Origin of the sequence: Exiguobacterium oxidotolerans JCM 12280 (genome assembly GCF_000702625.1) — a bacterium.
GTDB classification, from domain to species: Bacteria; Bacillota; Bacilli; order Exiguobacteriales; family Exiguobacteriaceae; genus Exiguobacterium_A; species Exiguobacterium_A oxidotolerans.
The window spans coordinates 182,232-208,122 of the sequence record NZ_JNIS01000001.1 but is presented as its reverse complement, the minus strand read 5'-3'; the positions used below and the strand labels follow the sequence as shown (position 1 = coordinate 208,122).

Annotated in this window: 24 protein-coding genes; 8 read left to right on the top strand and 16 right to left on the bottom strand. The window is 46.4% G+C overall.

Going from position 1 to position 25,891, the window contains the following annotated elements; all coding sequences use genetic code 11:
• Positions 1-441: a Na(+)/H(+) antiporter subunit B gene (locus tag P403_RS0101175; protein ID WP_200872396.1), complete on the bottom strand. Its 441-nt coding sequence runs from the start codon at positions 439-441 to the stop codon at positions 1-3.
• Positions 438-2,843, bottom strand: a complete 2,406-nt coding sequence (locus P403_RS0101170; RefSeq protein WP_029330419.1) for a Na+/H+ antiporter subunit A — start codon at positions 2,841-2,843, stop codon at positions 438-440. Before P403_RS0101170 ends, P403_RS0101175 begins: the two co-directional genes overlap by 4 nt.
• Positions 2,844-3,183: 340 nt before the next feature.
• Between P403_RS0101170 and P403_RS0101165 the strand changes: the two genes are divergently transcribed.
• The gene (locus P403_RS0101165; RefSeq protein ID WP_029330411.1) at positions 3,184-3,456 is read left to right on the top strand and encodes a hypothetical protein; all 273 of its coding nucleotides are present in this window, start codon (positions 3,184-3,186) and stop codon (positions 3,454-3,456) included.
• A 54-nt stretch (positions 3,457-3,510) separates the two neighbouring features.
• On the opposite strand, the gene P403_RS0101160 is transcribed toward P403_RS0101165, so the two are convergent.
• Together P403_RS0101160 and P403_RS0101155 are read right to left on the bottom strand one after the other, a co-directional pair.
• A complete protein-coding gene (locus P403_RS0101160) occupies positions 3,511-3,804 on the bottom strand; it encodes a hypothetical protein (protein WP_029330408.1) in 294 nt (97 codons plus the stop codon).
• Between the two features lie 657 nt (positions 3,805-4,461).
• Positions 4,462-5,175: a YebC/PmpR family DNA-binding transcriptional regulator gene (locus P403_RS0101155; RefSeq protein WP_029330405.1), complete on the bottom strand. Its 714-nt coding sequence runs from the start codon at positions 5,173-5,175 to the stop codon at positions 4,462-4,464.
• A 233-nt stretch (positions 5,176-5,408) separates the two neighbouring features.
• On the opposite strand from P403_RS0101155, the gene P403_RS0101150 reads away from it, so the two are divergent.
• A complete protein-coding gene (locus P403_RS0101150; protein ID WP_235195158.1) occupies positions 5,409-7,160 on the top strand; it encodes a glycoside hydrolase family 13 protein in 1,752 nt (583 codons plus the stop codon).
• A 43-nt stretch (positions 7,161-7,203) separates the two neighbouring features.
• On the opposite strand, the gene P403_RS0101145 is transcribed toward P403_RS0101150, so the two are convergent.
• From P403_RS0101145 to P403_RS0101105, 9 genes are all read right to left on the bottom strand, one after another.
• Positions 7,204-8,412, bottom strand: coding sequence for a DUF1015 domain-containing protein (locus P403_RS0101145; protein ID WP_029330394.1), 1,209 nt, complete (start codon positions 8,410-8,412; stop codon positions 7,204-7,206).
• Positions 8,413-8,424: 12 nt separating this feature from the next.
• On the bottom strand, positions 8,425-9,582 hold the full coding sequence (locus tag P403_RS0101140) for a phosphoglycerate dehydrogenase (RefSeq protein WP_029330392.1): 1,158 nt from the start codon (positions 9,580-9,582) through the stop codon (positions 8,425-8,427).
• On the bottom strand, positions 9,583-10,647 hold the full coding sequence (gene serC, locus P403_RS0101135) for a 3-phosphoserine/phosphohydroxythreonine transaminase (RefSeq protein ID WP_029330390.1): 1,065 nt from the start codon (positions 10,645-10,647) through the stop codon (positions 9,583-9,585). It lies immediately after the preceding gene.
• A gap of 350 nt (positions 10,648-10,997) precedes the next feature.
• On the bottom strand, positions 10,998-11,381 hold the full coding sequence (locus P403_RS0101130; RefSeq protein ID WP_029330388.1) for a nuclear transport factor 2 family protein: 384 nt from the start codon (positions 11,379-11,381) through the stop codon (positions 10,998-11,000).
• Positions 11,382-11,462: 81 nt separating this feature from the next.
• Positions 11,463-11,663 carry a cold-shock protein gene (locus P403_RS0101125; protein WP_029330387.1) on the bottom strand — a complete coding sequence of 67 codons (201 nt, stop codon included), beginning with the start codon at positions 11,661-11,663 and terminating at the stop codon, positions 11,463-11,465.
• A gap of 200 nt (positions 11,664-11,863) precedes the next feature.
• Positions 11,864-12,064 (bottom strand): cold-shock protein, encoded by a 201-nt coding sequence (locus P403_RS0101120; protein ID WP_029330387.1) that lies wholly within the window; start codon positions 12,062-12,064, stop codon positions 11,864-11,866.
• A gap of 200 nt (positions 12,065-12,264) precedes the next feature.
• Positions 12,265-12,465, bottom strand: coding sequence for a cold-shock protein (locus P403_RS0101115; RefSeq protein WP_029330387.1), 201 nt, complete (start codon positions 12,463-12,465; stop codon positions 12,265-12,267).
• Between the two features lie 200 nt (positions 12,466-12,665).
• Positions 12,666-12,866: a cold-shock protein gene (locus P403_RS0101110; RefSeq protein ID WP_012370557.1), complete on the bottom strand. Its 201-nt coding sequence runs from the start codon at positions 12,864-12,866 to the stop codon at positions 12,666-12,668.
• 262 nt (positions 12,867-13,128) lie between these two features.
• Positions 13,129-13,383: an RNA polymerase sigma factor gene (locus P403_RS0101105; RefSeq protein WP_029330380.1), complete on the bottom strand. Its 255-nt coding sequence runs from the start codon at positions 13,381-13,383 to the stop codon at positions 13,129-13,131.
• A gap of 156 nt (positions 13,384-13,539) precedes the next feature.
• On the opposite strand from P403_RS0101105, the gene P403_RS0101100 reads away from it, so the two are divergent.
• The 4 genes from P403_RS0101100 (at position 13,540) to egtD (ending at position 18,314) form a co-directional block, all read left to right on the top strand.
• Positions 13,540-14,079 (top strand): GNAT family N-acetyltransferase, encoded by a 540-nt coding sequence (locus P403_RS0101100; RefSeq protein ID WP_029330378.1) that lies wholly within the window; start codon positions 13,540-13,542, stop codon positions 14,077-14,079.
• An 888-nt stretch (positions 14,080-14,967) separates the two neighbouring features.
• Positions 14,968-15,951, top strand: coding sequence for a GMP reductase (gene guaC, locus P403_RS0101095; RefSeq protein ID WP_029330376.1), 984 nt, complete (start codon positions 14,968-14,970; stop codon positions 15,949-15,951).
• A 130-nt stretch (positions 15,952-16,081) separates the two neighbouring features.
• Positions 16,082-17,350 carry an ergothioneine biosynthesis protein EgtB gene (gene egtB, locus P403_RS0101090; protein ID WP_029330374.1) on the top strand — a complete coding sequence of 423 codons (1,269 nt, stop codon included), beginning with the start codon at positions 16,082-16,084 and terminating at the stop codon, positions 17,348-17,350.
• A gap of 1 nt (position 17,351) precedes the next feature.
• Positions 17,352-18,314 (top strand): L-histidine N(alpha)-methyltransferase, encoded by a 963-nt coding sequence (egtD, locus tag P403_RS0101085; RefSeq protein WP_034800755.1) that lies wholly within the window; start codon positions 17,352-17,354, stop codon positions 18,312-18,314.
• Positions 18,315-18,510: 196 nt separating this feature from the next.
• On the opposite strand, the gene P403_RS0101075 is transcribed toward egtD, so the two are convergent.
• Together P403_RS0101075 and P403_RS0101070 are read right to left on the bottom strand one after the other, a co-directional pair.
• Positions 18,511-18,849 (bottom strand): hypothetical protein, encoded by a 339-nt coding sequence (locus P403_RS0101075; RefSeq protein WP_029330370.1) that lies wholly within the window; start codon positions 18,847-18,849, stop codon positions 18,511-18,513.
• Positions 18,850-18,874: 25 nt separating this feature from the next.
• The gene (locus tag P403_RS0101070) at positions 18,875-19,984 is read right to left on the bottom strand and encodes an NAD(P)/FAD-dependent oxidoreductase (protein WP_029330368.1); all 1,110 of its coding nucleotides are present in this window, start codon (positions 19,982-19,984) and stop codon (positions 18,875-18,877) included.
• 269 nt (positions 19,985-20,253) lie between these two features.
• Here P403_RS0101070 and P403_RS0101065 point away from each other — a divergent pair, with 269 nt between their 5' ends.
• Both P403_RS0101065 and corA read left to right on the top strand, forming a co-directional pair.
• A complete protein-coding gene (locus P403_RS0101065; RefSeq protein WP_029330367.1) occupies positions 20,254-20,802 on the top strand; it encodes a hypothetical protein in 549 nt (182 codons plus the stop codon).
• Between the two features lie 110 nt (positions 20,803-20,912).
• Positions 20,913-21,869 (top strand): magnesium/cobalt transporter CorA, encoded by a 957-nt coding sequence (corA, locus tag P403_RS0101060; RefSeq protein WP_029330365.1) that lies wholly within the window; start codon positions 20,913-20,915, stop codon positions 21,867-21,869.
• Between the two features lie 312 nt (positions 21,870-22,181).
• Here corA and P403_RS0101055 read toward each other — a convergent pair whose 3' ends face one another.
• Positions 22,182-25,775, bottom strand: a complete 3,594-nt coding sequence (locus P403_RS0101055) for a dynamin family protein (RefSeq protein ID WP_029330363.1) — start codon at positions 25,773-25,775, stop codon at positions 22,182-22,184.
• Positions 25,776-25,891: the final 116 nt, after the last annotated feature.

Below are 25,891 nucleotides of genomic sequence, written 5' to 3'. Positions count from 1 at the left end.
TTAATCACTCTCCCCAATCGTTTGAATGATCGTCATCGTGACGCCGACGACGACGAAGTAGACACCGAGGTCAAATAGCATGGCCGTATGCAAAGACGTTTTTCCGAACAATGGTAAATCAAAGTACCCGTGGGCATGGGTGAAGAACGGTACATTAAACAGTAAGGCACCGGACGCCGTTAAAACGGCGATCAACATCCCGACGGCTGTCACCATCTTGTAGTCGAACGGCAGGATTTGCCGAAGCGTCTTAATGTCGAAGGCAAGCAAAATCAACACGAGAGCAGATGCAGTGACTAGTCCACCGATGAATCCGCCACCTGGCGTATAGTGTCCAGCGAAGAACAGGTAGACGGCAAACAAGAAAATAATGAAGGTGATGAACGTCGTCGCCGACTCTAGAATGACGTCATTCGTATTCTTTTTCATTGGTTTTTTCATTTGTCGATGCCTCCTGTCTTTCTGAAGTGAATCATCGCGTAGATGCCAAGACCAGCAATGGCAAGCACGCTGATTTCGAACAGTGTATCAAAACCGCGGAAATCAACGAGGATGACGTTGACCATATTACCACCAGCCGCCAATTCATACACGTTATCAATATAGTATTTAGCAATTGAGGCAAACGAGCGTTGGCTAAGCGATGACAGGGCAACGAGCGTCACGCTGAGACCAACCAATACTGAAATCGCAGCATTTCCTAGTTTAAACTTAATCCGTTCTTCTTTACGACTGATTTCCGGCATGTGGTAGAACACTAGCAGGAACAGTGCGACAGAAACCGTCTCGATGACCAGTTGTGTCAAAGCGAGATCCGGTGCCCGGAACAAGACGAAGAACAAAGCGACCGAATAACCGGCAACACCAAGCAAGATGATTGATGTCAAACGCGACCGAGCGAACGTGATCGAAAGCGCACTGCTGACGAGGACAAGCACTAAGATGATTTCGTAAGCGGAAATCGAGCTTAAGGGATCGACGTCGAAGGCAAAGGCATCGAAGAAAAATAGGCTCGATAACACGAGGAGGACAATGAATCCGAAAATATAAACGAGATAAGATCGCATATATCCGGTCATGACCGCATCGTGAATCGCCGTCGAAACTTTTTCACCGCGGCGTAACAAGCCATCGTATTGATGGTTCAGCGAGAAACTTTTCGGCATCCGATTATAGAGTGACTGCCATTTCGGGAAGGTCTTGAACAAGATGAACCCGACCGTAATGATGATGACGGTGAAGAGAAGTTCAAGATTCAATCCGTGCCAAAGCTTGATGTGGACATCAATTTCACCACCAGCAGCTAGGACCTGCGGTAAGATCGCTTCGGTTGCCGGACGGATGATCGTTTCCGACAACATATTCGGGAAAAGACCGATCAAGATGACGAGTGAAGCCAAAATGATAGGTGAGATCAACATCCCGATTGGTGCTTCGTGTGGTTTTTTTGGTAACTGATCATGCTGTTTTGGTCCAAGGAACGTCCGGTAGACGATCAGTAAACTATAAACAAATGTAAAGATACTTCCGACGACGGCGAAAAGTGGGAATAAGAAGCCGAACGTTTCGAGATGGAATAAGCCGGATTCAGATACTTCGTTGACTCCAGTCAAGAACATCTCTTTACTTAGGAAGCCGTTGAATGGTGGGACACCTGCCATCGACAACGTTCCAATCATCGCAATTGTAAACGTGACCGGCATCAATTGTGATAGACCACCGAGCTTACGTAAATCGCGTGTTCCGGTTTCGTGGTCAACGATTCCCGCCATCATGAACAAGCTTCCTTTAAAGGTCGCGTGATTAATCAAGTGGAAGACGGCCGCGACGGTCGCGATCGTATATAAACTGTCAGGCAGTGCCTCGACCTGCAAAGCAGCGGCCCCTAAACCGAGGAGCGACATGATGAGACCGAGCTGAGAAATCGTCGAGTAAGCTAATATTGCTTTTAAATCGACTTGTTTGACAGCGTTGAGAGATCCCCAGAATAGCGTGAACATTCCGACGCCAGAGACAAGATAGAACCAAAGTGGCGTCTCGGCGAAAATCGGACTCATCCGAGCGACGAGATAGAGACCGGCTTTGACCATCGTTGCCGAGTGAAGGTAGGCACTGACCGGTGTCGGCGCTTCCATCGCATCCGGTAACCAAATATGAAACGGGAATTGAGCCGATTTCGTAAAGGCTGCCAATAAAAAGAGGACGAGTGCAACAAGAAACATCGGATCATCATTGTACGTACTGAGCGTACTGAGGGACTCCCGGATACTGAACGAGCCGGATAGTAACGAAAGAATCGAGATCCCACCGAGCATTGAAAGTCCACCAAAGACGGTGATCAACATTGATTTTTGAGCACCGTAGCGGGAACGTTCCCGTTCATACCAATACCCGATCAATAGGAATGAAGAAATCGAAGTCATCTCCCAGAACATGTACATGACGATCATGTTGTCAGAGAGGACGATTCCGAGCATCGCCGTCATGAAAAGGAGCAAGTAGACATAAAAATTATGCAATGCCTCTTTTTTTGCATCGAGATAATAGACGGAATAGAGAACGACGAGCGTCCCGATTCCTGTGATCAACAGGGCGAACAATAGTCCGAGACCATCGATGTAAGCGACGAAGTTGATTCCGAGTGACGGGATCCACTGCATCGACTGCGTGACAGTCTCCCCAGCCATCGTCTGACTGATGTATTGACTAAAGTAAAGAACGAGCGAAAGAGGGACGAGCAAGACGAACCATCCCGTATGCACGGAGCGAAACTGTTTGTACAAGAATGGGATGAAGATACTAGCAAGTAATGGCAACAAGATGGCCAAATGAAGCAATGACACAAGATTCCCTCCTTTGAAATGAACCGAATAAATGAAAGAAGGACTTCGTACGCAAGCGTTCGTTCTGCTTGGGACTTGTCCTCTCAGCCATATTCATTCGATTTTATGATTGAGCACCTGTTAAAAGTATAGCGTACATTTGCCGTCTCTGCATGACTAGAACCCTCATGAAGCAAAGGAGACCAGTGTTTTTAGATTAAATTATTAAATATGTAGAAACACGGGTGAAAAGGATTGAAAAAATTTTTTAACCTTGGTTAGAAAGTGATTAATCTGCAATCATTGAGGGAACATTATTCAAGTAATGTCATCTACTATTGAAAGCAGGGGGAACAAAATCATGAATACTACATTAAAGCGCAGTCTGTTTGTAGGTAGCTTAGCCGCAGTGTCTGTTTTCGGAATCCAGCAATACAAACGTTCATGCGCGAAACAAAATCAAAGCATCAGTGATTCAGCTGAGCTCGATCGTCGTCCGAGTGTCGATCAAACACAAGACGAATCGGAAGTTGGCTTAACACAACTCGATTCCATCCAAAAAGCAGAGTGGCAAGCGAATGGTTTCCCGCAAACACATGCGGAACGTGAGCGTCTAGAAAACGAAGAAGTGTAAAAAAACAGCGCGTCCTGTAATGGGAGGCGCTGTTGACATGTATTAGAAAACCACTTAAGCACTCGTACTTTCGAGGGCTCGAATCCGTTCGCTATGGGCTGTATAGGATGAAAGATGTTCGAACTGATGTAACGTCAGTGTCGTCATCCGGCGTTGACCGGTGCTTGACTCGAGGAGTAAATACGCCTCGTTTTGATCTTCACCACCACCGTCGAAGCGGATGTGGGCAGTAATTAGGCGACCGTCGTTCGTCTGCATATAAATATCGTAACCACCAAAGTCGACCCGATTAAAGCGAGTAGCCTCGTTGACGATGTGTTTAAAAGTTTCAATGACTGGATATGACATGATTGTTCCTCCTTCTTCTCTTACAAAACAAACGGGCTATCCCAAAGATTAACCGTTCCGATTAATAATTTTCCCATTAAATTGCAGAACTAAACATAAAAAAAGAATCTTTTTTTTCAGGCTGTAGACAAAGTGCCGTCGGGAGATCAAGCGTCTTTTTTCGTTGCTTTCCTCGGGCGAGGCGCAAGCCGTTGCTCCTTGATCCTAACGGACAAGAAGCAGGGTCTTGCCTGCCTCTAAAAGTGCGTTAAAAACGTACTTTTCCCCGCAGGAGTCAACGAAACGTGACGCTTTTTAGGTAACACTATGACGGAAATCCAGTCATGCAGACGGTTTAGGCGCAATCCGTCTCGAATCGCTTAGAACCGCGAAAAGCAATCGGTCGCGACCCTGCAGCTTTGCTGTAGCGGCGCGGAAGATTGCCGCTTTGAAGACGAGGCGAGACAGGGAAGCGCGACCGGATTGTCTCTCGTTATCGCATGTTGACGCTTCATAAGAGTTTGTCTACACGCTGAAAAAAAGAATCTTTTTTTTTGCTTGCCATGAAACGCGTTTCATAATGTATTTTGTAAATAAGGTAGCGCGTAATTGGAAGAGTAAATAAACCAAGCGTCAGCTAAAAAAAGAAAAAGCAGCCATTCGGCTGCTTTTTTTCGTTTAAAGTTCAACGTTATGATAGACCTGTTGCACATCTTCTAAATCTTCGAGTGCATCGACCATTTTTTCGAATTGCTGAACATCTTCTTCAGATAAAGCGACTTCGTTTTGAGCGAGCATGACGAGTTCGGCTACTGAAAATTCGGTCACACCGGCATTTTTTAATGTTTCTTGGACCGTGTGGAACTGATCGGGTTCTGCGTAGATGATAACGGCTTCTTCTTCTTCCAGGATGTCACGGACGTCGATATCCGCCTCCATCATCAACTCGAGAACATCATCCGCCGATTTTCCTTCAAAAGCAAAAATCGCAGTCGCGTCAAACATATAGGCGACGGAACCACTGACACCCATGTTGCCGCCGTTTTTTCCGAAAGCAGCCCGCACGTCTGAGGCCGTCCGGTTGACGTTGTTCGTTAATGTCTCGACGATGACCATCGAGCCGCTCGGTCCGAATCCTTCATAACGGAGAACATCGAAGTTCTCTTCCGCACCGCCTTTTGCTTTTTCAATCGCCCGATCGACGATTGCCCGTGGCACGTTATACGTCTTCGCACGCTCGAGAACAACTTTAAGTGCTTGGTTTGATTCGGGATCCGGTTCTCCTTGTTTCGCAGCAACATAAATTTCACGACCAAATTTCGCATAAATCCGGCTGGTGTTTTTGTCTTTCGATGCCTTTTTTTCTTTAATATTATTCCATTTACGACCCATCAGAATCCACTCTCTTTCACATGACTTCGATTTGATTTGGAAACCAGACGGCTTCCTCTGCGTTATCAGTATACATCAAAAACAGCCAGATATTGAATCAAAATGGTGAGGGAATAGCTGACTTTTTGCGGAAAACGTTTATAAGTAGTACAAAGTCGGGAACAAGAACTAAATCTACAGCTATTCTGAAGGAGTGACGGATTATTAATAAGCAGGCCGTTTTTCACCGGGCGATGTCGCCATATGTCTATAAGTATGATCAAGAAACAGTCCATATCAGGTTGACGACAGCAAAAGGGGATGTCGACCGCATTATTCTGATTCATGGTGATCCATACGAGTGGGATGCAGAACGAGAAGAGGATCGGGACTGGAACTTTGATCCGGATAAAGAAAAGTTTTGGAAAACGCAGCAAACACCGATGATGCGGACAGGTGCTGACGCGACGCACGACTATTGGTTCGTCGCCATAAAACCGAGTCGAAGACGCGTCCGTTATGGATTTGAGTTGTCGACTGCTGAGGAAACGGCAATCTACACGGAACGGGGATGGTATGACGAGATTCCGCTCGACCACCCCGGTTATTATTTTGCCGTTCCGTACATCAATGCAGTCGATGTATTCGATGCCCCAGCATGGGTCAAAGAGACGGTCTGGTATCAAATTTTCCCTGACCGGTTTGCGAATGGAGACGTTACGAACGACCGACAAGGAACGGTCCCGTGGGCGTCGGAAGCACCGGCGTACGAGAATCACTTCGGTGGCGATTTTCAAGGGGTGATTGACAACATCAGTTATTTGAAAAACTTGGGGATTAACGGAATTTATTTCTGTCCGGTTTTCGCCGCACCCTCCAATCATAAATACGACACACTTGACTATTTGAAACTCGATCCTGCATTCGGGACGGAAGCGAAGTTTCGTGAGATGGTCGAACTGTTACATGCGAACGGGATTCGCGTATTACTCGACGCCGTCTTTAATCATGTTAGTGTCGACCACCCGACGTTCCAGGATGTCATCAAACGGGGGGCTGATTCAGAATATGCCGATTGGTTCATGATTGATTCGTTTCCGCTCGAGATGGACCCGCCGAACTATGAAGTATTTGCTTTTGAAGCGAACATGCCGAAGCTGAACACGGCGAATGCGGATGTCAAAGCCTATCTGTTGAAAGTCGGGCGATACTGGGTCGAACAGTTTGGAATTGACGGCTGGCGGCTCGATGTCGCGAGTGAAGTCGATCATGCCTTTTGGCGTGACTTCAGAAAAGAAGTACGTGCGGCAAATCCGGAAGCCTATATCGTCGGAGAATGCTGGACGGATTCGCAAGAGTGGTTGTTTGGAGATCAGTTTGATGCCGTTATGAACTACGGACTGACGGAAGCGTTCTTGACCTTCTTTGCGACACGAGAAACGACAGCCTCTGAATTTAGTTATGCCGTCGTCCGGAACTTGAACGGGAACGCGATGAACGTCAACGAGGTGATGTTTAACTTAGTTGGCTCGCACGACACACCACGTGCATTGACACGAGCGGGTGGCGATAAGGAACGGATGCGACTGCTTTTATTATCGCTCTTAACCTTCACGGGAAGTCCTGTCATCTATTATGGTGATGAGATCGGTATGAGCGGTGGGCAGGATCCGGCAAACCGGAAATGTATGGAGTGGGATCAAGAAAAACAAGATACAGAACTGCTTAGCTACGTAACGGAATTGATTGCGTTACGAAAAGCTCATCCGGCGCTCGCAAACGAAGCATCGTATGTCTTTGAGCAAATCGATGACGAAAAAAATCAGTTCGTTATCCGGCGCTCCTCACCACATGGGGACTATCTAATCCTCATCAACAATGGGGAGAAAGAAACGCGGTTCGAATTTTCAGGACGTGCAGTCGACTTACTGGACGGAACGGAGTGGGCTGGTGAAATCAACGTAGGGCCAATCCATGGGACGATCTTACAAGTAAAGAATGGATAAGAAAAAGGATTGGCGCAATTTTTGCGCCAATCCTTTTATATCGTTAGCTGAAAAAGCGATGAATCAGTAAACCGCTACGCAGTTTTGGTTCGAACCACGTCGATTTTGGCGGCATGACTTGATTTGCATCCGCGACTTGCATCAAATCCGTCAAGTCGGTCGGATGTAGGTGAAAGGCAACTGCCATCGTCCCGTGATCAACGAGTTGTTCTAGTCCGGCATACCCACGGATGCCACCGACGAATTGAATCCGTGCATCGGTCCGAGGATCTTCAATCCCTAAAAAGGGTGTCAAAAGTTCATGTTGAAGGATAGAGACGTCAAGATTGTCTTTGACAGTCGTCTGCTGCGCTGTGTAATCGAGCGTATACCATTGTTGCTTAAGATACATCTCAAACCGGTGTTTTTGCGTCGTTTCAGCACGACCAACCGTCACGGTGAAGCGTTGACTGATCCGTTCGAGTAATTCGTCGACCGATTGTCCGTAAAGATCTTCGACAGCGCGATGATACCCCATGATCTTTAGTTGGTCACTTGAGAAGGAGACAGCGAGGAACAGTTGTGCTTCATCGTTGTCCGGATGTAATTTTGCAACTTTTGATGCCGCTTCTGCCCGGTGATGTCCGTCCGCGATGTACAGTGCATCATGACGAGCAAACTGACTCCCGATCGTCAGCATGTCAGAACGATTTGTAATCTTAAAAATGGTATGTTCAATCCCGTCCTCGGTGGTGAACTGATAGAGCGGGACATTTGTACTCTGTTCTGCAACGATTCGATTGAGTTCATCATCCGGTTGATGGGCGAGTAGGATGGGACCGGTATGTGCCTCTAACGCATCGATTTGACGGACGCGATCTCGCTCCTTATCAGGACGCGTAAATTCGTGTTTACGGATGAAGCCGTCGTCGTAGTCAGATACGGACACGCAACCGACAAAACCTGTTTGGACATGCTCGCCATCACGGAGACGATAGAGGTAATAACATTCATCTTCGTCGAGTTTTAAGATTTGACTATCGCGTGCATCTTTGAAGTGGAGGGCAGCTTGTTGATAAACACGCATGTCGTGCTCATCGATTAGATCAGGTAGCGTCACTTCAGCTTTGTCGATCCGAAGGAAGGATAATGGGCGACGGCGTACCTCGACCCGTCCTTCAGCCCGGTTGAAGACATCATAAGGTAGCGAAGAGAACGTTTCTGCATATTTGCTTTGTGGTCGTAGTGCCTGGAAAGGTTCGAATGTTGGCATGAGATCACTCCTTTAAAGTAGTCGTGTTTTTAAGATGCCGGGAATCGCATCGAGCTGCGTCAAGGAAATCGTTTCGTCAAGATGGTTATCGATATCGATGATCGTATAGGCAATCGGCCCTTTGCTACCGTTAATCATGTTCGCGATGTTAATCCGCTCCGTCGCGAGAACGGAAGCAATCTGACCGACCATGTTCGGAATGTTTTGATGGGCAATCGTCAAGCGTCGTTTACCGGAGTCCGGTAGCTCGACTGACGGGAAATTGACGGAATGACGAATGTTGCCTGTCTCGAGAAAGGTCTTCAATTGATCGACTGCCATGATGGCGCAGTTTTCTTCGGCCTCACCGGTCGATGCTCCGATATGCGGAAAAGGGATGACCCGCGGTAATGATAAAATGAAGGCATTCGGAAAGTCTGTGACATAGTTCGCGAGGCGACCAGATTTCAGGACGGTCGCGAGTGCAGCTTCATCAATCAACTCACCACGCGAAAAATTAAGTAGCGTCGCACCTTGTTTTACTTTCGACAACAAGCGTTCGTCGAGCAGATGATGTGTTGCATCGACGAGTGGAAGGTGGAGCGTGACATAGTCACTCGTCGCAAGAAGTTCTTCAAGGTTCGTCACCCGATGAATTTGGTTTGAGACCTGCCAAGCGGATTCAATCGACATATGCGGATCGTAACCGGAAACGGTCATCCCCAACTCATGTAGCGTATTAGCAAGATTTGCCCCGATTGCCCCGAGACCAACGATGCCGATTCGTTTACCTAACAGTTCTGTCCCGACAAATTGCCGCTTGTTGGCTTCGATCCGTTCCGGGATGTCTGGTCCGCGTAGATTATTCGTCCAAAGGATACTCGGTATCAATTTTCGGGCTGTCAAAAAGAGACTGGCGATGACAAGTTCCTTAACGGCATTCGCATTCGCACCGGGCGTCGAAAAGACGGGGATTCCACGATTTGCGAGTTGGTCGAGCGGGATTGTGTTGACACCGACGCCAGCACGGGCGACTGCCTTCAGGGAGTCGGCGAACTGCATCCCGTGTAAGTCTTTGCTTCGAACGAGGAAAGCATCTGGTGCCTCAACTTGGCGATGGACGTGGTAATCGTCCGTAAAGCGACTCAGCCCTTTTTCAGACAAATCATTCCACAACTGGATTTGGTACATTTAACGTTCCCCCTGTTCAAATTTACGTAAGACGGATAGTAAAGCTTCGACACCAGTGGTCGGCATCGCATTATAAAGGCTAGCCCGCATACCGCCGACAGAACGATGTCCTTGTAGGTTCACTAAGCCGTGTCGTTCGGCGTATGCGATAAAGGCATCGTCTAAGGCTTGTTGTCCCGTCGAAAACGGGATGTTCATCAAACTTCGATCTGCGTGAGCGACTTGATTCGAAAACAGGTTGGAGTGGTCGAGCGCATCATAAAGCGAGGCGGCTTGAGCACGGTTGCGTGCCGTGATTGTCTGTAATCCGCCCTCTTGTTTTATCCATTCGAGAACGAGTTTCGTTAAATAAATACTATACGTAGGTGGTGTATTGTAGAGTGAATGGTGTTTCGCATGAACGTCATAACGTAAGTATGAACCGAGAGCAGAAGGTGTCTGCTCGACTAAACTTTTTTTGATGATGACAAGTGTCATACCGGCAGCACCGAGGTTTTTTTGAGCACCTGCATAGATGACGTCGAACGCGTTGACATCAATCGGTTCTGATAAAATTGATGAAGAAAAATCAGCGACGAGCGGGACGTTGACACGTGGAGCTTCCTGAAAAGTCGTCCCTTCAAGCGTGTTGTTCCATGTCACGTGTAGATAATCGGCATCCGAAATAAAAGGACCGGCCGGAATCGACCGATAGTGATCGTCACGGGAAGAGGCGATGATGCGTGTCGATGCATAAGGAGCAGCATCGGCAATCGCCTTTTGCGACCAGCCGCCCGTATCGATGAAGTCGACACGATGAGTCATCGCAAGGTTCAGTGGCAACATGGAAAATTGGAGCGTTGCGCCACCCTGCAAGAACAAGACATCATAGTCTAACGGCACTTCAAGCAGTTCGCGGACGAGCGACGTTGCATCGTCTAAGATTGCTTCGAATAGGGCGGAGCGATGACTGAGCTCGAGGACAGACTGATGGGACCCTCGATAATTCAATAATTCCGATTGTGCTTTACGTAAGACAGGTTCAGGTAAAACGGCGGGACCTGCGGAAAAGTTAAAAACAGTCATCCAATTCCTTCTTTCTCGTTAATTTTCAGAAAATACATGCAACTTTAGTGTAACGGAATGAAAACGGATTTTCAAATTGCTTTCGAGTAGATTTCAAGTACCGAATTGGAATATAAAAAGGAATTGACTCAAGAATCGACCGAAACTCAATTTTAGAGATGCCTAGGACCAGCTTTCAGTATTTTTAGGCAACTTCTGCAGAAAAAGTGCTTGTTTATATACGCTCAGAGACAAAAAAAGCCAGTTTTCCTGTCCGTAATGGTCAGGAAAACTGGCTTAAGTCACGCTTTAAAGATTAAATAATTAAGGAGTCAATCTTTAAAGCGAGTCTAGTAGAGCGTTGAATTTATTTAATCTTGATCAAGCGACGTCGCTTGCGAAAAATGCCACTTCCAGCCTGTGTCCGTCAGTTGATAAAGGGAGACGATACGAAAACGTCCTACATAAGACGTCGTCCCATATTGAAACTGGTCCTCTGTCAACGTTTGTACTAAGGCAGTCGTCTCAAAAAGCTCGACAGTCATCGATTCATCTATAGAAGAAACCCATTTTATCAAATCAACGTCAACATAGTGATCTAAATAAGTTTCTGCGTCGAATTGTCGTCCAAGTCCATCGATGAACGAGAAATTAGGAGTTAAGAGTTCATTCATCGCTTCTCGGTTTCCAGCCATCAAATGGTTGTGTCTTGCTTGTAAGACATGTTGCAATTGTTCTTGTATTGAGAGTTGCATGGAAGTTCTCCTTTCTATACGTATGAAGTTTATCATGAATGAAATTAAAAAAAGACCTTGCATCAGCAAGGTCTTAAAAAATTAAAGTTTAGTAACGTTAGTTGCTTGCGGTCCGCGTTGACCTTCTTCAACTTCGAAAGAAACCTCTTGACCTTCGTCAAGTGATTTGAAGCCATCAGTTTGGATAGCTGAGAAGTGAACGAAAACGTCGTCGCCGCTTTCACGTTCGATAAAGCCAAAACCTTTTTCTGCGTTAAACCATTTTACTGTACCTTGTTCCATGTGTGTTGCCTCCTGCGTGCGACTGAGTCACACTGATTATTACTACCGTGATCAATTTCATCGAGTTAAAGCGTAAACTTTGTATCTCCACCGAACAACAATAATTACTTAATAATATACCATAGCCGATGAGAGAAAGAAAGGGGAATCGGAAAAAGAATTAAAAAAGAGGATTTGCATCAGCAAATCCTCTAAGGAAATTAAAGTTTAGTAACGTTAGTTGCTTGCGGTCCGCGTTGACCTTCTTCAACTTCGAAAGAAACCTCTTGACCTTCGTCAAGTGATTTGAAGCCATCAGTTTGGATAGCTGAGAAGTGAACGAAAACGTCGTCGCCGCTTTCACGTTCGATGAAGCCAAAACCTTTTTCTGCGTTAAACCATTTTACTGTACCTTGTTCCATGTGTGTTGCCTCCTGCGTGTGACTGAGTCACACTGATTATTACTACCGTGATCAATTTCATCGAGTTAAAGCGTAAACTTTGTATCTCCACCGAACAACAATAATTACTTAATAATATACCATAGCCGATGAGAGAAAGAAAGGGGAATCGGAAAAAGAATTAAAAAAGAGGATTTGCATCAGCAAATCCTCTAAGGAAATTAAAGTTTAGTAACGTTAGTTGCTTGCGGTCCGCGTTGACCTTCTTCAACTTCGAAAGAAACCTCTTGACCTTCGTCAAGTGATTTGAAGCCATCAGTTTGGATAGCTGAGAAGTGAACGAAAACGTCGTCGCCGCTTTCACGTTCGATGAAGCCAAAACCTTTTTCTGCGTTAAACCATTTTACTGTACCTTGTTCCATGTGTGTTGCCTCCTGCGTGTGACTGAGTCACACTGATTATTACTACCGTGATCAATTTCATCGAGTTAAAGCGTAAACTTTGTATCTCCACCGAACAACAATAATTACTTAATAATATACCATAGCCGATGAGAGAAAGAAAGGGGAATCGGAAAAAGAATTAAAAAAGAGGATTCGCAAATGCGAATCCTCTAAGGAAATTAAAGTTTAGTAACGTTAGTTGCTTGCGGTCCGCGTTGACCTTCTTCAACTTCGAAAGAAACCTCTTGACCTTCGTCAAGTGATTTGAAGCCATCAGTTTGGATAGCTGAGAAGTGAACGAAAACGTCGTCGCCGCTTTCACGTTCGATGAAGCCAAAACCTTTTTCTGCGTTAAACCATTTTACTTTACCTTGTTCCATGTGTGTTGCCTCCTGCGTGCGACTGAGTCACACTGATTATTACTACCGTGATCAATTTCATCGAGTTAAAAGAGTAATCTTCTTATCTCCACCGAACAACAATAATTACTTAATAATATAGCATGCCTTCGAAAAAAAAGGAAGGAATAAACAGAAAAATCGTTAAATTTTACTAAAAAACTTGAAATAACACCAGGTGCACCTAAATTTTAAAGGGTTCGGTCTCGGCCTAACGAATAAAAGTGACAAGGTCTGTTTGTAGTTAATGGGCAGGCTGAGTAGGGTGTTGAACGTGTTTAATCGCTGCCAGGACATAACCGTGAATGGAAGTATGCCGGCGTGGCTCGGTCCAAACAGCTTTAAAAATATGTGCCAACGTCCGTTGAATCCGTGCTTCATCAGTTGTCACGCGTCTAAGTAGAAGGTAAAGAGAAGTTTCATACCGATCGTAAAGTAACTCGAGGGCATGACTATTTTTTAATTCGATTTGTTCGAATAGTTCTTGGTCTGTCTGCATGCTCTCCTCCTTAATGTCATGTAGTAAAACGATTGTCATTGAATTGTCATCTGTTCTGCTTAATTTGTTTTCCCCAAAATATAATAATCAAACGTTTGAACTGTTTAACTTCAAGATATTTAGAGGGCGTGTTACTTAAAAAGGAGATGTTCAAGGATGAGTCGTGTTTTTATTAGAGCTTATATAGAAGAAGATGCATTAGAATTGTTGGAACTGAACATACGAAACCGGGAGCACTTTGAATTTTGGATGCCACTTAAACCGAAAGAAGAACAGTATTCTCTTGGAGCCCATCAAGAACGGATTCGTCAAACCTTACAAAAGATGCAAGATGATCGCTACTATGCGTTTGGTGTTTTCCTGAAGGAGAACAATGCATTAATCGGCGAAGTATCTGCTTCGTTCATTGAACGGTTTCCAGCTGAAACATGTATGATCGGCTATCAACTTGACCGCAATTACAATGGTCAAGGATTGATGGCTGAAGCAGTCAGTCAAGCAGTTGCATTGCTCTTTGACAAGTATGCATTTCATCGGTTACGGGCGGAAGTAATGCCTGAGAACATTGGATCAAGCCGTGTTCTCGAAAAAGTAGGCTTTCGAAGAGAGGGACTTGCTAGGAAAAGTCTATATATTAATGGAAACTGGGAAGACTTCACGATGTTTGCACTATTAAAAGAAGAATTTTTAGTGTAAGGAGATAATGATTGTTGTCGATGTCGATGTTTTATAGTACATGCCGCAAAAAAATTAATAACTATTACTTTTTAGTCCTTCTGGCGTCGCGATCATCCGCGGCTACAACTGAATAAGGTCAACCTTCTGTGTATGCAATCATGCGCAACTTAATATGAAGAAACTGGATTAATCATTCGACTAACACGCCTGATTGGCTGTTTTAATGGTGAATCGCTTGAATGGACGTACTTTCATCTTGAAGAACGACGATCATTCGCCAGACTGTAGACAACGTGCTATCGGGAGATACAGCGTCTTTTTTCGTTACTTTTCTCGGGCGAGGCGCAAGCCGTTGCTACTTGGATTCTAGCGGTCAACGAGCAGGGTCCTGCCTGCCTCTGAACGTACGTTAAAAACGCACTTTTTCCCGTAGGAGTCAACGAAACATGACGCTTTTCAGGTAATACCGTGACAGAAATCCAGTCATGCAGACAGTTTAGAGCGCAATCCGTCTCGAATCGCTTTAGACCGCGAAAAGCGACCGGTTGCTGCTTTGAAGACGAGGCGAGACAGGGGAGTGCGAACGGATTGCCTCTCGTTATAGCCTATTCATGCTTCATAAGAGTTTGTCTACACGCTCATTCGCACTGCATGATCTAACATCGATTTCCATTCAAAAATCGAAATTAAGATATTTTGACTGTTGAAAAGACTGATTATAGCGATTGAAGCATAAAAAAGAATGAAAAAACGAACGATAAATCATTTATGAGACAAAAATATTTGCTTTTAGGTGAGAAATCACTCTAAATCCTTTGACATGACAATCTGCATTCGATATAGTGTTCAAGTACGAACGATTATAAACAATAGTTTAAAAAATATTCGTTATTTGGAGTGTTGAAAATGGATGTAGTATTTGATTATGAAGATATTCAATTGATTCCCGCAAAGTCAATCGTGGGCAGTCGATCTGAGTGTGATACGACGGTCGAGTTTGGTGGAAGACGATTCAAACTACCAGTCGTTCCGGCGAACATGCAAACCATCATCGATGAATCGATTGCGACGTACTTAGCCGAAAATGGTTATTTCTATATTATGCATCGCTTTGAACCAGAAAAACGACGGACGTTCGTTGAGACGATGCAAGCGAAAAACTTAATTGCGTCGATTAGTGTCGGCGTCAAGATCGAAGAATACGCGTTCATCGAAGAACTCGCACAGGCAGGGCTCGTGCCGGAGTATATTACGATTGACATCGCGCATGGTCATTCAGACGCGGTCATTCAAATGATTCAGCACATTAAACGATTTTTACCGAACAGTTTCGTCATCGCTGGAAATGTCGGAACGCCGGAAGCTGTCCGTGAACTCGAGAATGCAGGTGCGGATGCGACGAAAGTCGGAATCGGACCCGGGAAAGTCTGCATTACGAAGATTAAAACAGGATTCGGAACAGGCGGTTGGCAATTGGCAGCACTTCGCTGGTGCGCTAAAGCTGCGAGCAAGCCGATCATCGCGGATGGAGGAATTCGGACACACGGTGATATTGCGAAATCCGTCCGTTTTGGTGCGACGATGGTCATGATTGGTTCATTGTTTGCCGGGCACGAAGAATCGCCTGGTGAGACGCATGAAGTCGATGGTGTCCGCGTCAAAGAATACTTTGGTTCGGCATCAGAGTTCCAAAAAGGTGAAAAAAAGAACGTCGAGGGGAAAAAGATGTTTGTTGAGCATAAAGGGAGCTTAGCCGATACATTGACGGAGATGGAGCAAGATTTGCAATCGTCGATCTCGTACGCCGGAGGAAATAAATTGCAAGCGATTCGGACGGTCGACTATGTCGTCGTCAAGAACTCAATCTTTAATGGGGATAAAGTATTTTAAGGCAATTAAAAGTAGAAAAAGCAGACGGTCTCGACGACGTCTGCTTTTTTTTGCATACTTCCTATAAAACTAGGGTAATAGTTAAATGGTTATTTTTCAGAAAATTCCATCAAAAGGGGTGTCATAGCATATGAACACAGAAACGACAACGTACTTAATCGAAAAGTTTACGCGAGTCCGTGATAAGACGATTGAATTGATTGATCCACTTGAACCGGAAGATTTCGTAATCCAAGCAAGCGCTGATGTAAGTCCGGCTAAATGGCATATCGCGCATACGACATGGTTTTTCGAACGAATGATTTTGCAGGAATACGATGCAGCGTATCAAGTGTTTAATCCACAGTTCAATTATCTGTTCAATTCGTATTACAACTCAATCGGTCCGTATCAACCGCGCCATCAACGAGGTGTCTTGTCGCGGCCGACTGTAAGTGAAATCATCGCCTACCGCTCGTACGTCGATGCGGCAATCGATACGTTCTTGAGACAAGATCGCGACGCGGCGAGTCAAAATAAAATTGAAGGTTTGATTGAGATGGGGGTGCAACATGAACAGCAACATCAGGAACTTATTTTGATGGATATGAAATTTAACTTGTTCGTCAATCCCTTGTTACCGGCCTATCAAAATAAAGCGGTCGCGCCGACTGCTGAAACGAATGTCAGTCCTGCTTACAAAACATTTGACGGAGGATTGATTGAAATCGGTCATGATGGGACCGGCTTTGCGTTTGACAACGAAAGTCCTGTCCATAAAGTATGGTTGAATCCATTTGAACTGGCAACCGCGCCCGTGACGAACGGGGAATACTTAGCTTTCATCGAAGCTGGAGGTTATGAGACGTCCGAATATTGGCTTTCTGACGGGTACCAAGTCATCAAGCAACTCGGCTGGAAAGCACCGCTCTACTGGATGAAGGATGAGTCGGGGGACTGGTCTGTCTTCACATTAAATGGTGTCGAACCACTCGCACTCGACGAACCGGTTTGTCACGTCAGCTTTTATGAGGCGGATGCTTATAGTCGTTGGAAAGGAAAACGTCTCCCGACAGAAGCGGAGTGGGAGCATGCGGCAAAAACGGTCGCAAGACAAGGGAACATGATGGGACGAGGGACGTACCATCCGGCACCGGTTGTACGGGCCGAGCACGAATTGACAGGAATGTTTGGTGACGTTTGGGAATGGACGGCCAGTGCCTATTCATCATACCCGGGCAGTCGACCGCTTGAAGGAGCACTAGGTGAATACAATGCAAAGTTCATGTGTAACCAGATGGTGTTACGGGGTGGCGCGTGTGTGACGCCGGACGATCACATCCGTGAGACGTACCGTAATTTCTTCCCGCCGGATAAGCGGTGGCAATTCAGTGGGTTCCGTTTGGCAGGTGACCTGTAAGATGAGTCAGCAAGTGAAGAGCTTTGATTTATATACGACGCAGCAAAATATGTTAGAAGAAGTCATAGCTGGTTTATCGAAACCGGCTAAAACGCTTCACGCCAAGTATTTTTACGATCAAACGGGGTCGGAACTGTTCGAGCAGATTACGCAACAACCGGAATATTATCCGACGCGCACTGAACTCGAGATTTTGACGACGCACCAAACGACGATTGCAGATAAGATTGGTCCTGTCCATACATTGATTGAGTATGGGAGTGGCAGTAGTCGGAAAATCAAAAGTCTGCTCAGTTCGCTGCACGGGTTGGAAGAATATGTCCCAATCGATATCTCGAAGGACTATTTACTACAGTCGGCGGCGGAATTGTCAAAGGATTATCCGAATCTCTCGATTAAAGCGGTTTGTGGCGACTATTCGACACCGATCACCTTACCGGTCGACCGCGCACTGAAAAAAGTTATCTTCTTCCCGGGATCGACGATTGGTAACTTTGATCCAGTGGAGGCGATGGAGTTCTTGCGCCATTCATCTCATTTACTCGAAGTGGGAGACGGCTTTTTAGTCGGTGTCGATACGAAAAAAAATCCGGACATCCTTCATCGAGCGTATAACGATATGGCCGGCGTCACGGAAGCGTTCAACTTAAACATCCTGACCCACATCAATCGTGTCTTAGATGGAACATTTGATCAAACAAGGTTTGAGCATGTAGCCTTTTATAATGAAGCGCAAGGTCGAATCGAGATGCACATCCGCAGTCGGGTTGACCAGATCGTACAAATCAACGGTCAGTCGTTTACGTTCCAGGAAGGTGAAACGATTCATACAGAAAATTCGTACAAATATAGCATCGAAGAATTTCAGCAGTTGGCGGGTAAAAGTGGCTTTCGTGCCGTCACCTACTGGACGGATGCGAACCATCACTTCAGCGTCCATTACCTTGAGAAGACGAACGGCTAACGCGATCATGACGATGGAAGAGGGGCTGACACACCGCTAACTGACGATAAAATCGAAGGGATTGCCATCTTAAAGTTGATGGGCAATCCCTTCGATTTGCGTGTAGATAAAGTTACCTTGGACAAGACGTGTTTTTTCCTCTTGAAGCTGTGCAACTGAAAAGATGTGCCATGATGAACTTTCAGGCGGAGTCGTCTCAGCTGACGCGACTTCCATCCGGAATTGGATGTTCCGGACATACGAGGACGGGCATCAGTTGATCGAGCGGACCAAGTTCAAGGATACGACCTGTGAAACCGGTACGCGCGCCCTCGACGTTCAGGATCGCGATGGCTTGTTTCCCTAAAATTTCTTCATAGTCGAACCGGGTTTCGACCCAGTCGAGTAAAAAAGAGTGATCGTGTCCATCGAAGTCGACCGTCACGTTGAGAAGGTGTGGTTCACTCTCGTCACGGATGAGGGAACGAATCGTTCCGACACGGATATCTAACGCGGTAAAGGTTTCGACGGGTACAAATGGTTTAATCGGATCCATGAGTCATCTCCTATCGTCAAACAAATTAGTTGTGATAAGTCGGAACGTAATCCCCTAACGGAATCTCGAGCGGTTGATCGAGCGCCAGTTCTGCGAGCTCGCGTCCGAGATAAGGGCCGATCGTCAATCCGGATGCACCGAGGCCGTTCGCGATGAAAACGTTCGGGTGAGCATCGAGTGAGGCGATGACCGGTAACGAATTACTCGTGTAGGGACGTAGACCAACCCGCATTTCATGGATGTTCGTTTCTTCGAGTCGTGGTGCGACAGGGAGGGCACGCGTTAAAAGCGCATGCATCCCTTTGACGGTCGGTTGTAAGTTGTAATCAAGTTGTTTTTCATGGGTCGATCCTAAAGCAAGACGACCATCTTCCGTCGACACGAGATAGAGTCCACGTTGCCCCATGATGACGGGCCAATGTTTCGTTTTCGTTTCCTCTAAATCAAGATGAAGGATTTGTCCTTTTTCCGTCCGGATATCGAGTTCGAGCTTGAGCGGACGTAACAATTCATTGATCCAGACCCCAGCCGTCAAAATCACGTGCTTCGCGTAATGCGGTTGTCCATCGATTGAAATACCTTGCACTTGTCCTGTTTCGATGAGTAATTCCGCATCCGCATCAATAACAGTCGCCCCGTAATGGATTGCCGCACGCTCGAGTGCACCACGCAAAGCACGACCATCGACGCGCGCTCCACCGGAGACGAACAACGCGTCTTCGACCGTATCGATCAATGGGAATAGAGATTTGACCTGAGAAGCGTCGAGTCGTTCGATGCGTCCGATGCCTGGGGCTTCCGGAAATCGATTTTCAGCAATCGTATTCATCTTCTCGATTTTTGACGATTCATGTAGCGCAATCGTGCCCACTTTTCGGTAGCCGGTCGCGGTTTCGCCAAGCGCTTCCAGCTCTTCGATTAACGTATCGTAATAGTGAGCGCCATTATTTGCTAAGCGGTACCAGGCTTTATTGCGACGTTGTGTCATCCAGGGGCAGATGATGCCGGCTGCTGCATCGGTTGCGCGTCCGCTCTCTTTTCGGTCAATCAAAAGCACGGTCGCCCCTTGTTTTGATAGGTGATAGGCTGTCGATGCACCTAAAATCCCGGCACCGATGATAATGTGTGTATACATGTTCATTCAACTCATTTCTTAAGACTCTTCATCTAGTCTAAAGAAAAAGTACGCTGGTGACAAATCTTAATATCATCAGTACATTAAAATATGGGGAATGATGGGAAAGTAAATCTTTTATTCTGAATTTTTCGTATACTCTACATATGGATGAAAAAAACTGTAAATAGACGGTTAAAAAGCGTCCGATTAGGAAAGATACCCTTATAGGCATCATGTCCCGACATCAATGGCTTAGCGCAAAGTCACGTTTGAAGGAGGGGAAGGCAATGAACATTAGTCAAACCATCTTACGCAAACGCTACACGGATCACACTTTGTTTTATTCCGCCATCCTGATCTGGAAGTTGCTCTTCTTCTTACCCTTATTGATGTTCATGAATAGCGGCTCTGACAAGGTGTTCCAACTTTATTTCGTACCGTACTTGACCGTCATTGTCTTATTCCGTGTCATGACGTATTTCGCGACGTATAAAGCTTCCTTCATGGAGATGACGGAGATGGGGCTGTCTGTCTTCCTCATCATCGCCGATCTTTATATCATCGCGCTCTTCCAAATTCCGCTTCCATTCGGAATGATCATCATATTATTGTCGCTTCTCCACTTTAGCGCCGCATTTAGCCGTTTTCGTTGGTTTCGGCGCCGTATGTGGTTGAACCGCCATCTTGAAATTCTCAATTACTTGACGGATCATGGTGAAACGCCGATCAAGATCGCTGTCGTCTCGGAAGATGAGATGCTCGTGACAACGAAAAGTGGGAAAGAATTCACATATCGCCAAGTCTACTGGAGTGGATTTTATTTTGAACGCGGGTGAACGATCAAGGACTGTGCTACTAATTGGCGCAAGTCCTTTTTTTGATGATGGCTATTTAAGATCGGTTTTGCCATACTAAAGTGAGAAAATAGCAAGGAAGGTGTTCATTGGTGATTCGTGCCCTCATTGTCACACAGGACAATCATGTTTTCGTCGATACGAATCTTGATCGCTTAACGCGGTCGGACATTAAGTGGTATTTCGTTGATTTCGACCAACCGACAGAACAGGAGAAACAGTTACTCGTCTCCTCGTTTACGTTTCATCCGCTCGCGATTGAAGATTGTTTTCAATATTTGCAACGACCGAAACTCGAATATTATGACGGGTACAGTTTTTTTGTATTGCATGCGGTTGAAGAACCCTCGTTAAAAGGAAAGGAAATCAATCTGTTCGCAAGTGAACATTATGTGGTTTCTTATCATGAACAAGCATCACCGGAAGTCGATTTCGTTTTTCGTGCCTTTGAAAGTATTGAAGGACAAGAGGAGCACTTGACGGTCGAAGTCGTCCATAAAATCATGGACAAGATCGTCGACGGGTATTTCCCGATCGTGCACAATTTGGAAGACCGGATTTTTTCACTCGAAAGCCGATACGAAAAGGAAGGTAATGATAAAAAAGTCATGGAAGACATCTTCGACATTCGTTCGGATTTGCTTGAGTTAGCACGGACGGTCTTACCGATGCGGGATTTGTTGTACCGGGTCATTGAATCGAAGAGACTGGCAATTCATCCGAACAAACAGGCATTTTTCCGTGACATCTACGACCATTTGCTGAAACTCAACGACATGATTGAGTACAATCGGGCGATGACGTCAGAATTCCGGGAAAACTTCATTTCTTTAAACTCTTACCGCATGAACAACATCATGAAGACGTTGACGATCTTTACGACGATATTCATGCCGTTGACGTTCATCGCCGGCATCTACGGGATGAACTTTCAATATATGCCCGAGCTGACGGTCCGCTATGGTTATTTTATGACGCTCGGAGCGATGGCACTTGTCGCGATCGGCATGACGTTCTACTTTATCCGTAACCACTGGTTTGACGAATAGACGGTGGCCACGATTGGACATTCGACTTGACCCCTGGTATTTCGTAAAGACAGATATCTTGGACTATCGTAAAATTTATGAAGTAAAAAAAGAGGAACTGCGCATCTACGATGATGGCAATTCCTCTTTTTTTAATCAGCTAGTTATATACTAGTTGATTTCAGGTTGTAGACAACCCCTCATGAGTAGTGGAAATTCTACACGGGTATGCTGTCGGAATGATTTTCGTGTTGGAAACGATTCAAGACAGAACGCTGCTTTAACACGTATCAGCTTCGCTGTTATCATCCCATACGACTTTGTCTACCAGCGTTAGCGAACAGATTGTTCGAGTAGGTGAGAGAGCTTCGTTTGTGCGGTCTTGAATGAGTCCAGTGGATGCGCATCCGTCAAAGTCGAACGTTCCGTTTCGATTTGCCTCAATAATGTCTCTGTCCACTCGGCATAGAGTGTCGCGAAGACGTCGTCGAGATGTTGCTCCGTTAGATGACGAAGGCGTGACTCTTCGCCTTCGAGATAACTGACGGCATCTGGTTTCGTCAACGCGACCAGCGCGTCTTTTAAGTGCTCCTTCTCGTTCCGTTCGAAGAAAGCCTTTGCGTTCCGGAAGTAGCTTTTGACGGAACGGTATTTCGTGTCATCTTGGAACGGACCGCTGAACGTCATCGGAGGTAGCGTTGGCGGATCGAGCGGTGATAGTTGGAACGACGGGTTCAGTTTCGTAGCATACATCGCCTCTTCGTCAAAGCGCTTTGCGATGGCACGTTGGATCCAGCTATCGATTCGGAAATGGGTGACACGTAATTCTTGTTCGAAATCGTAGCGTAAAAATCCGAGTAACTCGACGAGTGCTTGTTGCAAAGCGACTGCTTTCGTTTCGTTCGCAAACCGGACCGGATGATAGGCTTCCTTGAAAAAGTCTGGGAAACGATAATAGATTCGTTGATTGACGTGATGTAACAATTCATGAATCTCAGCAAATAGCTCATGGTGAACGAGTTCGACCCGACCGTTCGAGAAGTGTGCCGTGATCTCATGTTCGAGCGCATCGAGTTCCGTCAATCGGGCATCTTTTCTGGCGATGTTCCGTTCTGTCTGATCAATCAATTGATTGAGGCGGTGGATCGTCTTGTCCGTCTCTTCCGTCAAGGATTGAAGCGCGAGCCCCTTCAAATCATGGTTCAAGAAGTGATGGAAGGCTTGTTCGAACGAATCGATGCCGGATTGTTCATCAATCCCTTGTTGTTTCTCGGCAAGGGCATTGAGGCTCGAGACGCCGAACAGACGTGGTGCACGGATGCCGAATCGTTTTAGTTCCGTGCCGACGTATTGTAGGACATCTTGCTGTTCCGCTGTCGAAGTTGCGAGATCAATCGCATTGACGACGAAGAACATTTTATCGAGCTCGAATGCATCCTTAACCCGGCCGAGTTGAATCAAAAATTCACGATCGGCTCGGGCGAAAGCGTGATTGTAGTAGGTGACGAACAGGATTGCATCCGCATTTTTAATGTATTCAAATGCGACGTCCGTATGCCGGGCATTGATGGAATCGGCACCCGGTGTATCGACGAGCGTGATGCCGAGACGTGTCAACGGGCTGTCGAAATACAGGTCGATTACATCGACGAAACAACTGAGGTGTTCCTGCGCGACATACTCCTCGAATGCCGATTGATCGACTGTCTGTTCTGTACCGATGAAAGGTTCGACCGTCGGATATCCTTTTAGGAACGCGCGTAAGAAAGAGGCATCTTTCAAGTCGCTTGTCGTCCGTTCGCGCAACCATGTGACGACGGCAGTGACTGACGGCATCGTTGCGTCAAACGTTTGCAGGGCTTCGTTCAAGTCGTTGAGAAGGTCAGTCTCCGATTTAAACCGGATCGTTGCGGTCCCGTGGACATGCGTCGCCGTGACCGGTTTAATCCGATTGATCGATGCCGTCGTCGGGTTCGGTGAGACCGGTAGGACACGCTGACCGAGCAAAGCATTACAAAACGAAGATTTGCCGGCGCTGAAAGCACCGAATAAGGCAATCGTAAAGTCGCTTGTCGTCACGCGCGCAAGCTTTTGTTGCAAATACTTCGTAGCGTCCTCGAACCCGCGGACACCGGAGAGGATGGTCTGGATTTGCTGCATCTCTTCTAATGTATAACGGGATGGGACAGCTTGAAGCGTTTCTTCATGCGTAGTTTCTATCTCTTGTGTCACGACTGGATTGATTCCTGTAAACGTCTCGATGTCGAGCGTCGCCTGCGTAAGCTGCGTATGCCACTGTTCTAGTTGCTCACGTGCTGCTGTCATATCGTCAGTGGTCGGTTCGTTCGCCCGTTCGAGGTAGCTTATTAACACCTGTTCCGCATTCTTGAACGTTGTCATCACGTCACATTTTTGTTCGAGCGTCTCAAATTCAGCTTGAAGCGTCGCTTTCGCAGGGATGTTTTCATGCGTCAACTCCTGGCGGACCGCTTCTCGCCAATGGTTCGTTTCCTTGACGTACCAAGCACTGACCGATGCAACGACCCGATTCGTGAACTGCAAGACCGATTCCCCGGTAATTGTGATGCCGTCTTGAAGTGCTTCCTCGATGACGGCTAACGGTGGATCAAGTGGGAGTTGATCGATTCGTAACGAGTGCTGGTCAGACAGCAAATCAATTTCCGCTAGCGATTGTTTCATAAGTTTTCGAAGATGAAGCGCAATTTCAGAAGCAGTGACAGACTGGAGTGCGCGCAGGACATCGTCAGCGATGACTTGTTGCGCCGCCTGTGTTTTTTTAGCGCTCCGGAACAATCCGACCTTGAATGCAGGTTGCCGGGATTCGAGGAACGTTTTCATCTTTTCGCGCAATTCAAACGGCATCAACGTCGCATTGCGAAGTAAACTTTCCCGGTGTGCCGAAAAACGACTGCTCCATTGTTCCGGGGCAAATAGGGTCAATTGATGTTTGACTTGTGCATGCCGGTCAAACAAACGCTCCGCTTCTGCGCGTTCGGTCGCCGAGACCATATGCCGCATGGCGTCAGATGCTTCTTCAATCATGTCTTCTAAATAGTTGATGTGTTCCTGGTGTAAGACCTCGAGCGTCGTTTGAGCGGATTCGATCAATTTCGGCTGGGCGTCACGAATACTTTGGTCGACCAATCGCTTGACGGCAGAAAAGTCGTTCCCCGCGAATTCCGGCTCACGCAGGCTCGTGAAGAAAATGCCTTTTGGCTGAACACCATGCTCAGCAAACGATTTTTCGACGGAGCGTTTGAAGGCATCGAATGGCAGCTCGGATGTTTGGTGTTTGTCGATTTGATTGACGATTAAATAGAGTTCAGGAACAGAAGCGAGTAAGTCTTTTGTGACGCTGAAGTTCAGTTCAGATTGGACATGGTTATAGTCCATGACATAAAAGATTAAGTCGGCGACATGTAACGCCGATTCAGTCGAAATCCGGTGGGCGTCATCAACGGAGTCGACGCCTGGCGTATCCATCAGGACGAGACCAGGTGGTAAAGTGGACGTCGCATGGGTGATGTCGATTTGTTGGACGGTGCCGTCACGGCCGAAATGGCGTAAGTGTTGCAAATCATCTTCCGAGGCTAGACGGACTGCTTTTCGATCATGGAAGGAAACAATCGCTTCGTCGGTCTCGCCTTGACGAAGCGTGACGATATTCGCACTCGTCGGAATGGGACTCGTTGGGAGAATGGATTCGCCCGTCAAGGCATTGATCATACTGGATTTACCGGCAGAAAAATGACCGGCGAAGGCAATCGTATAGTCGCGTCGGATTAACTTCTTTGAAAATGTATCTAATTTATCGAGTCGGAGCTGATCGCGTGAAGGTTGAATCAGTGTCGCGAGAAGCGCCGTCGCTTCCAGGTGGTTCGTCAATCGTTCTTCAAATGAGCGCATGCAAATTGTAACCCCTTTCTTACAGTCAATTGTAAGTGTATCATGTTTATTTTGCTTTCGTCATCTTACGGTTGTACACGAAAAAAGAGGCGCTCACGAATCGTGAGAAGCCTCTA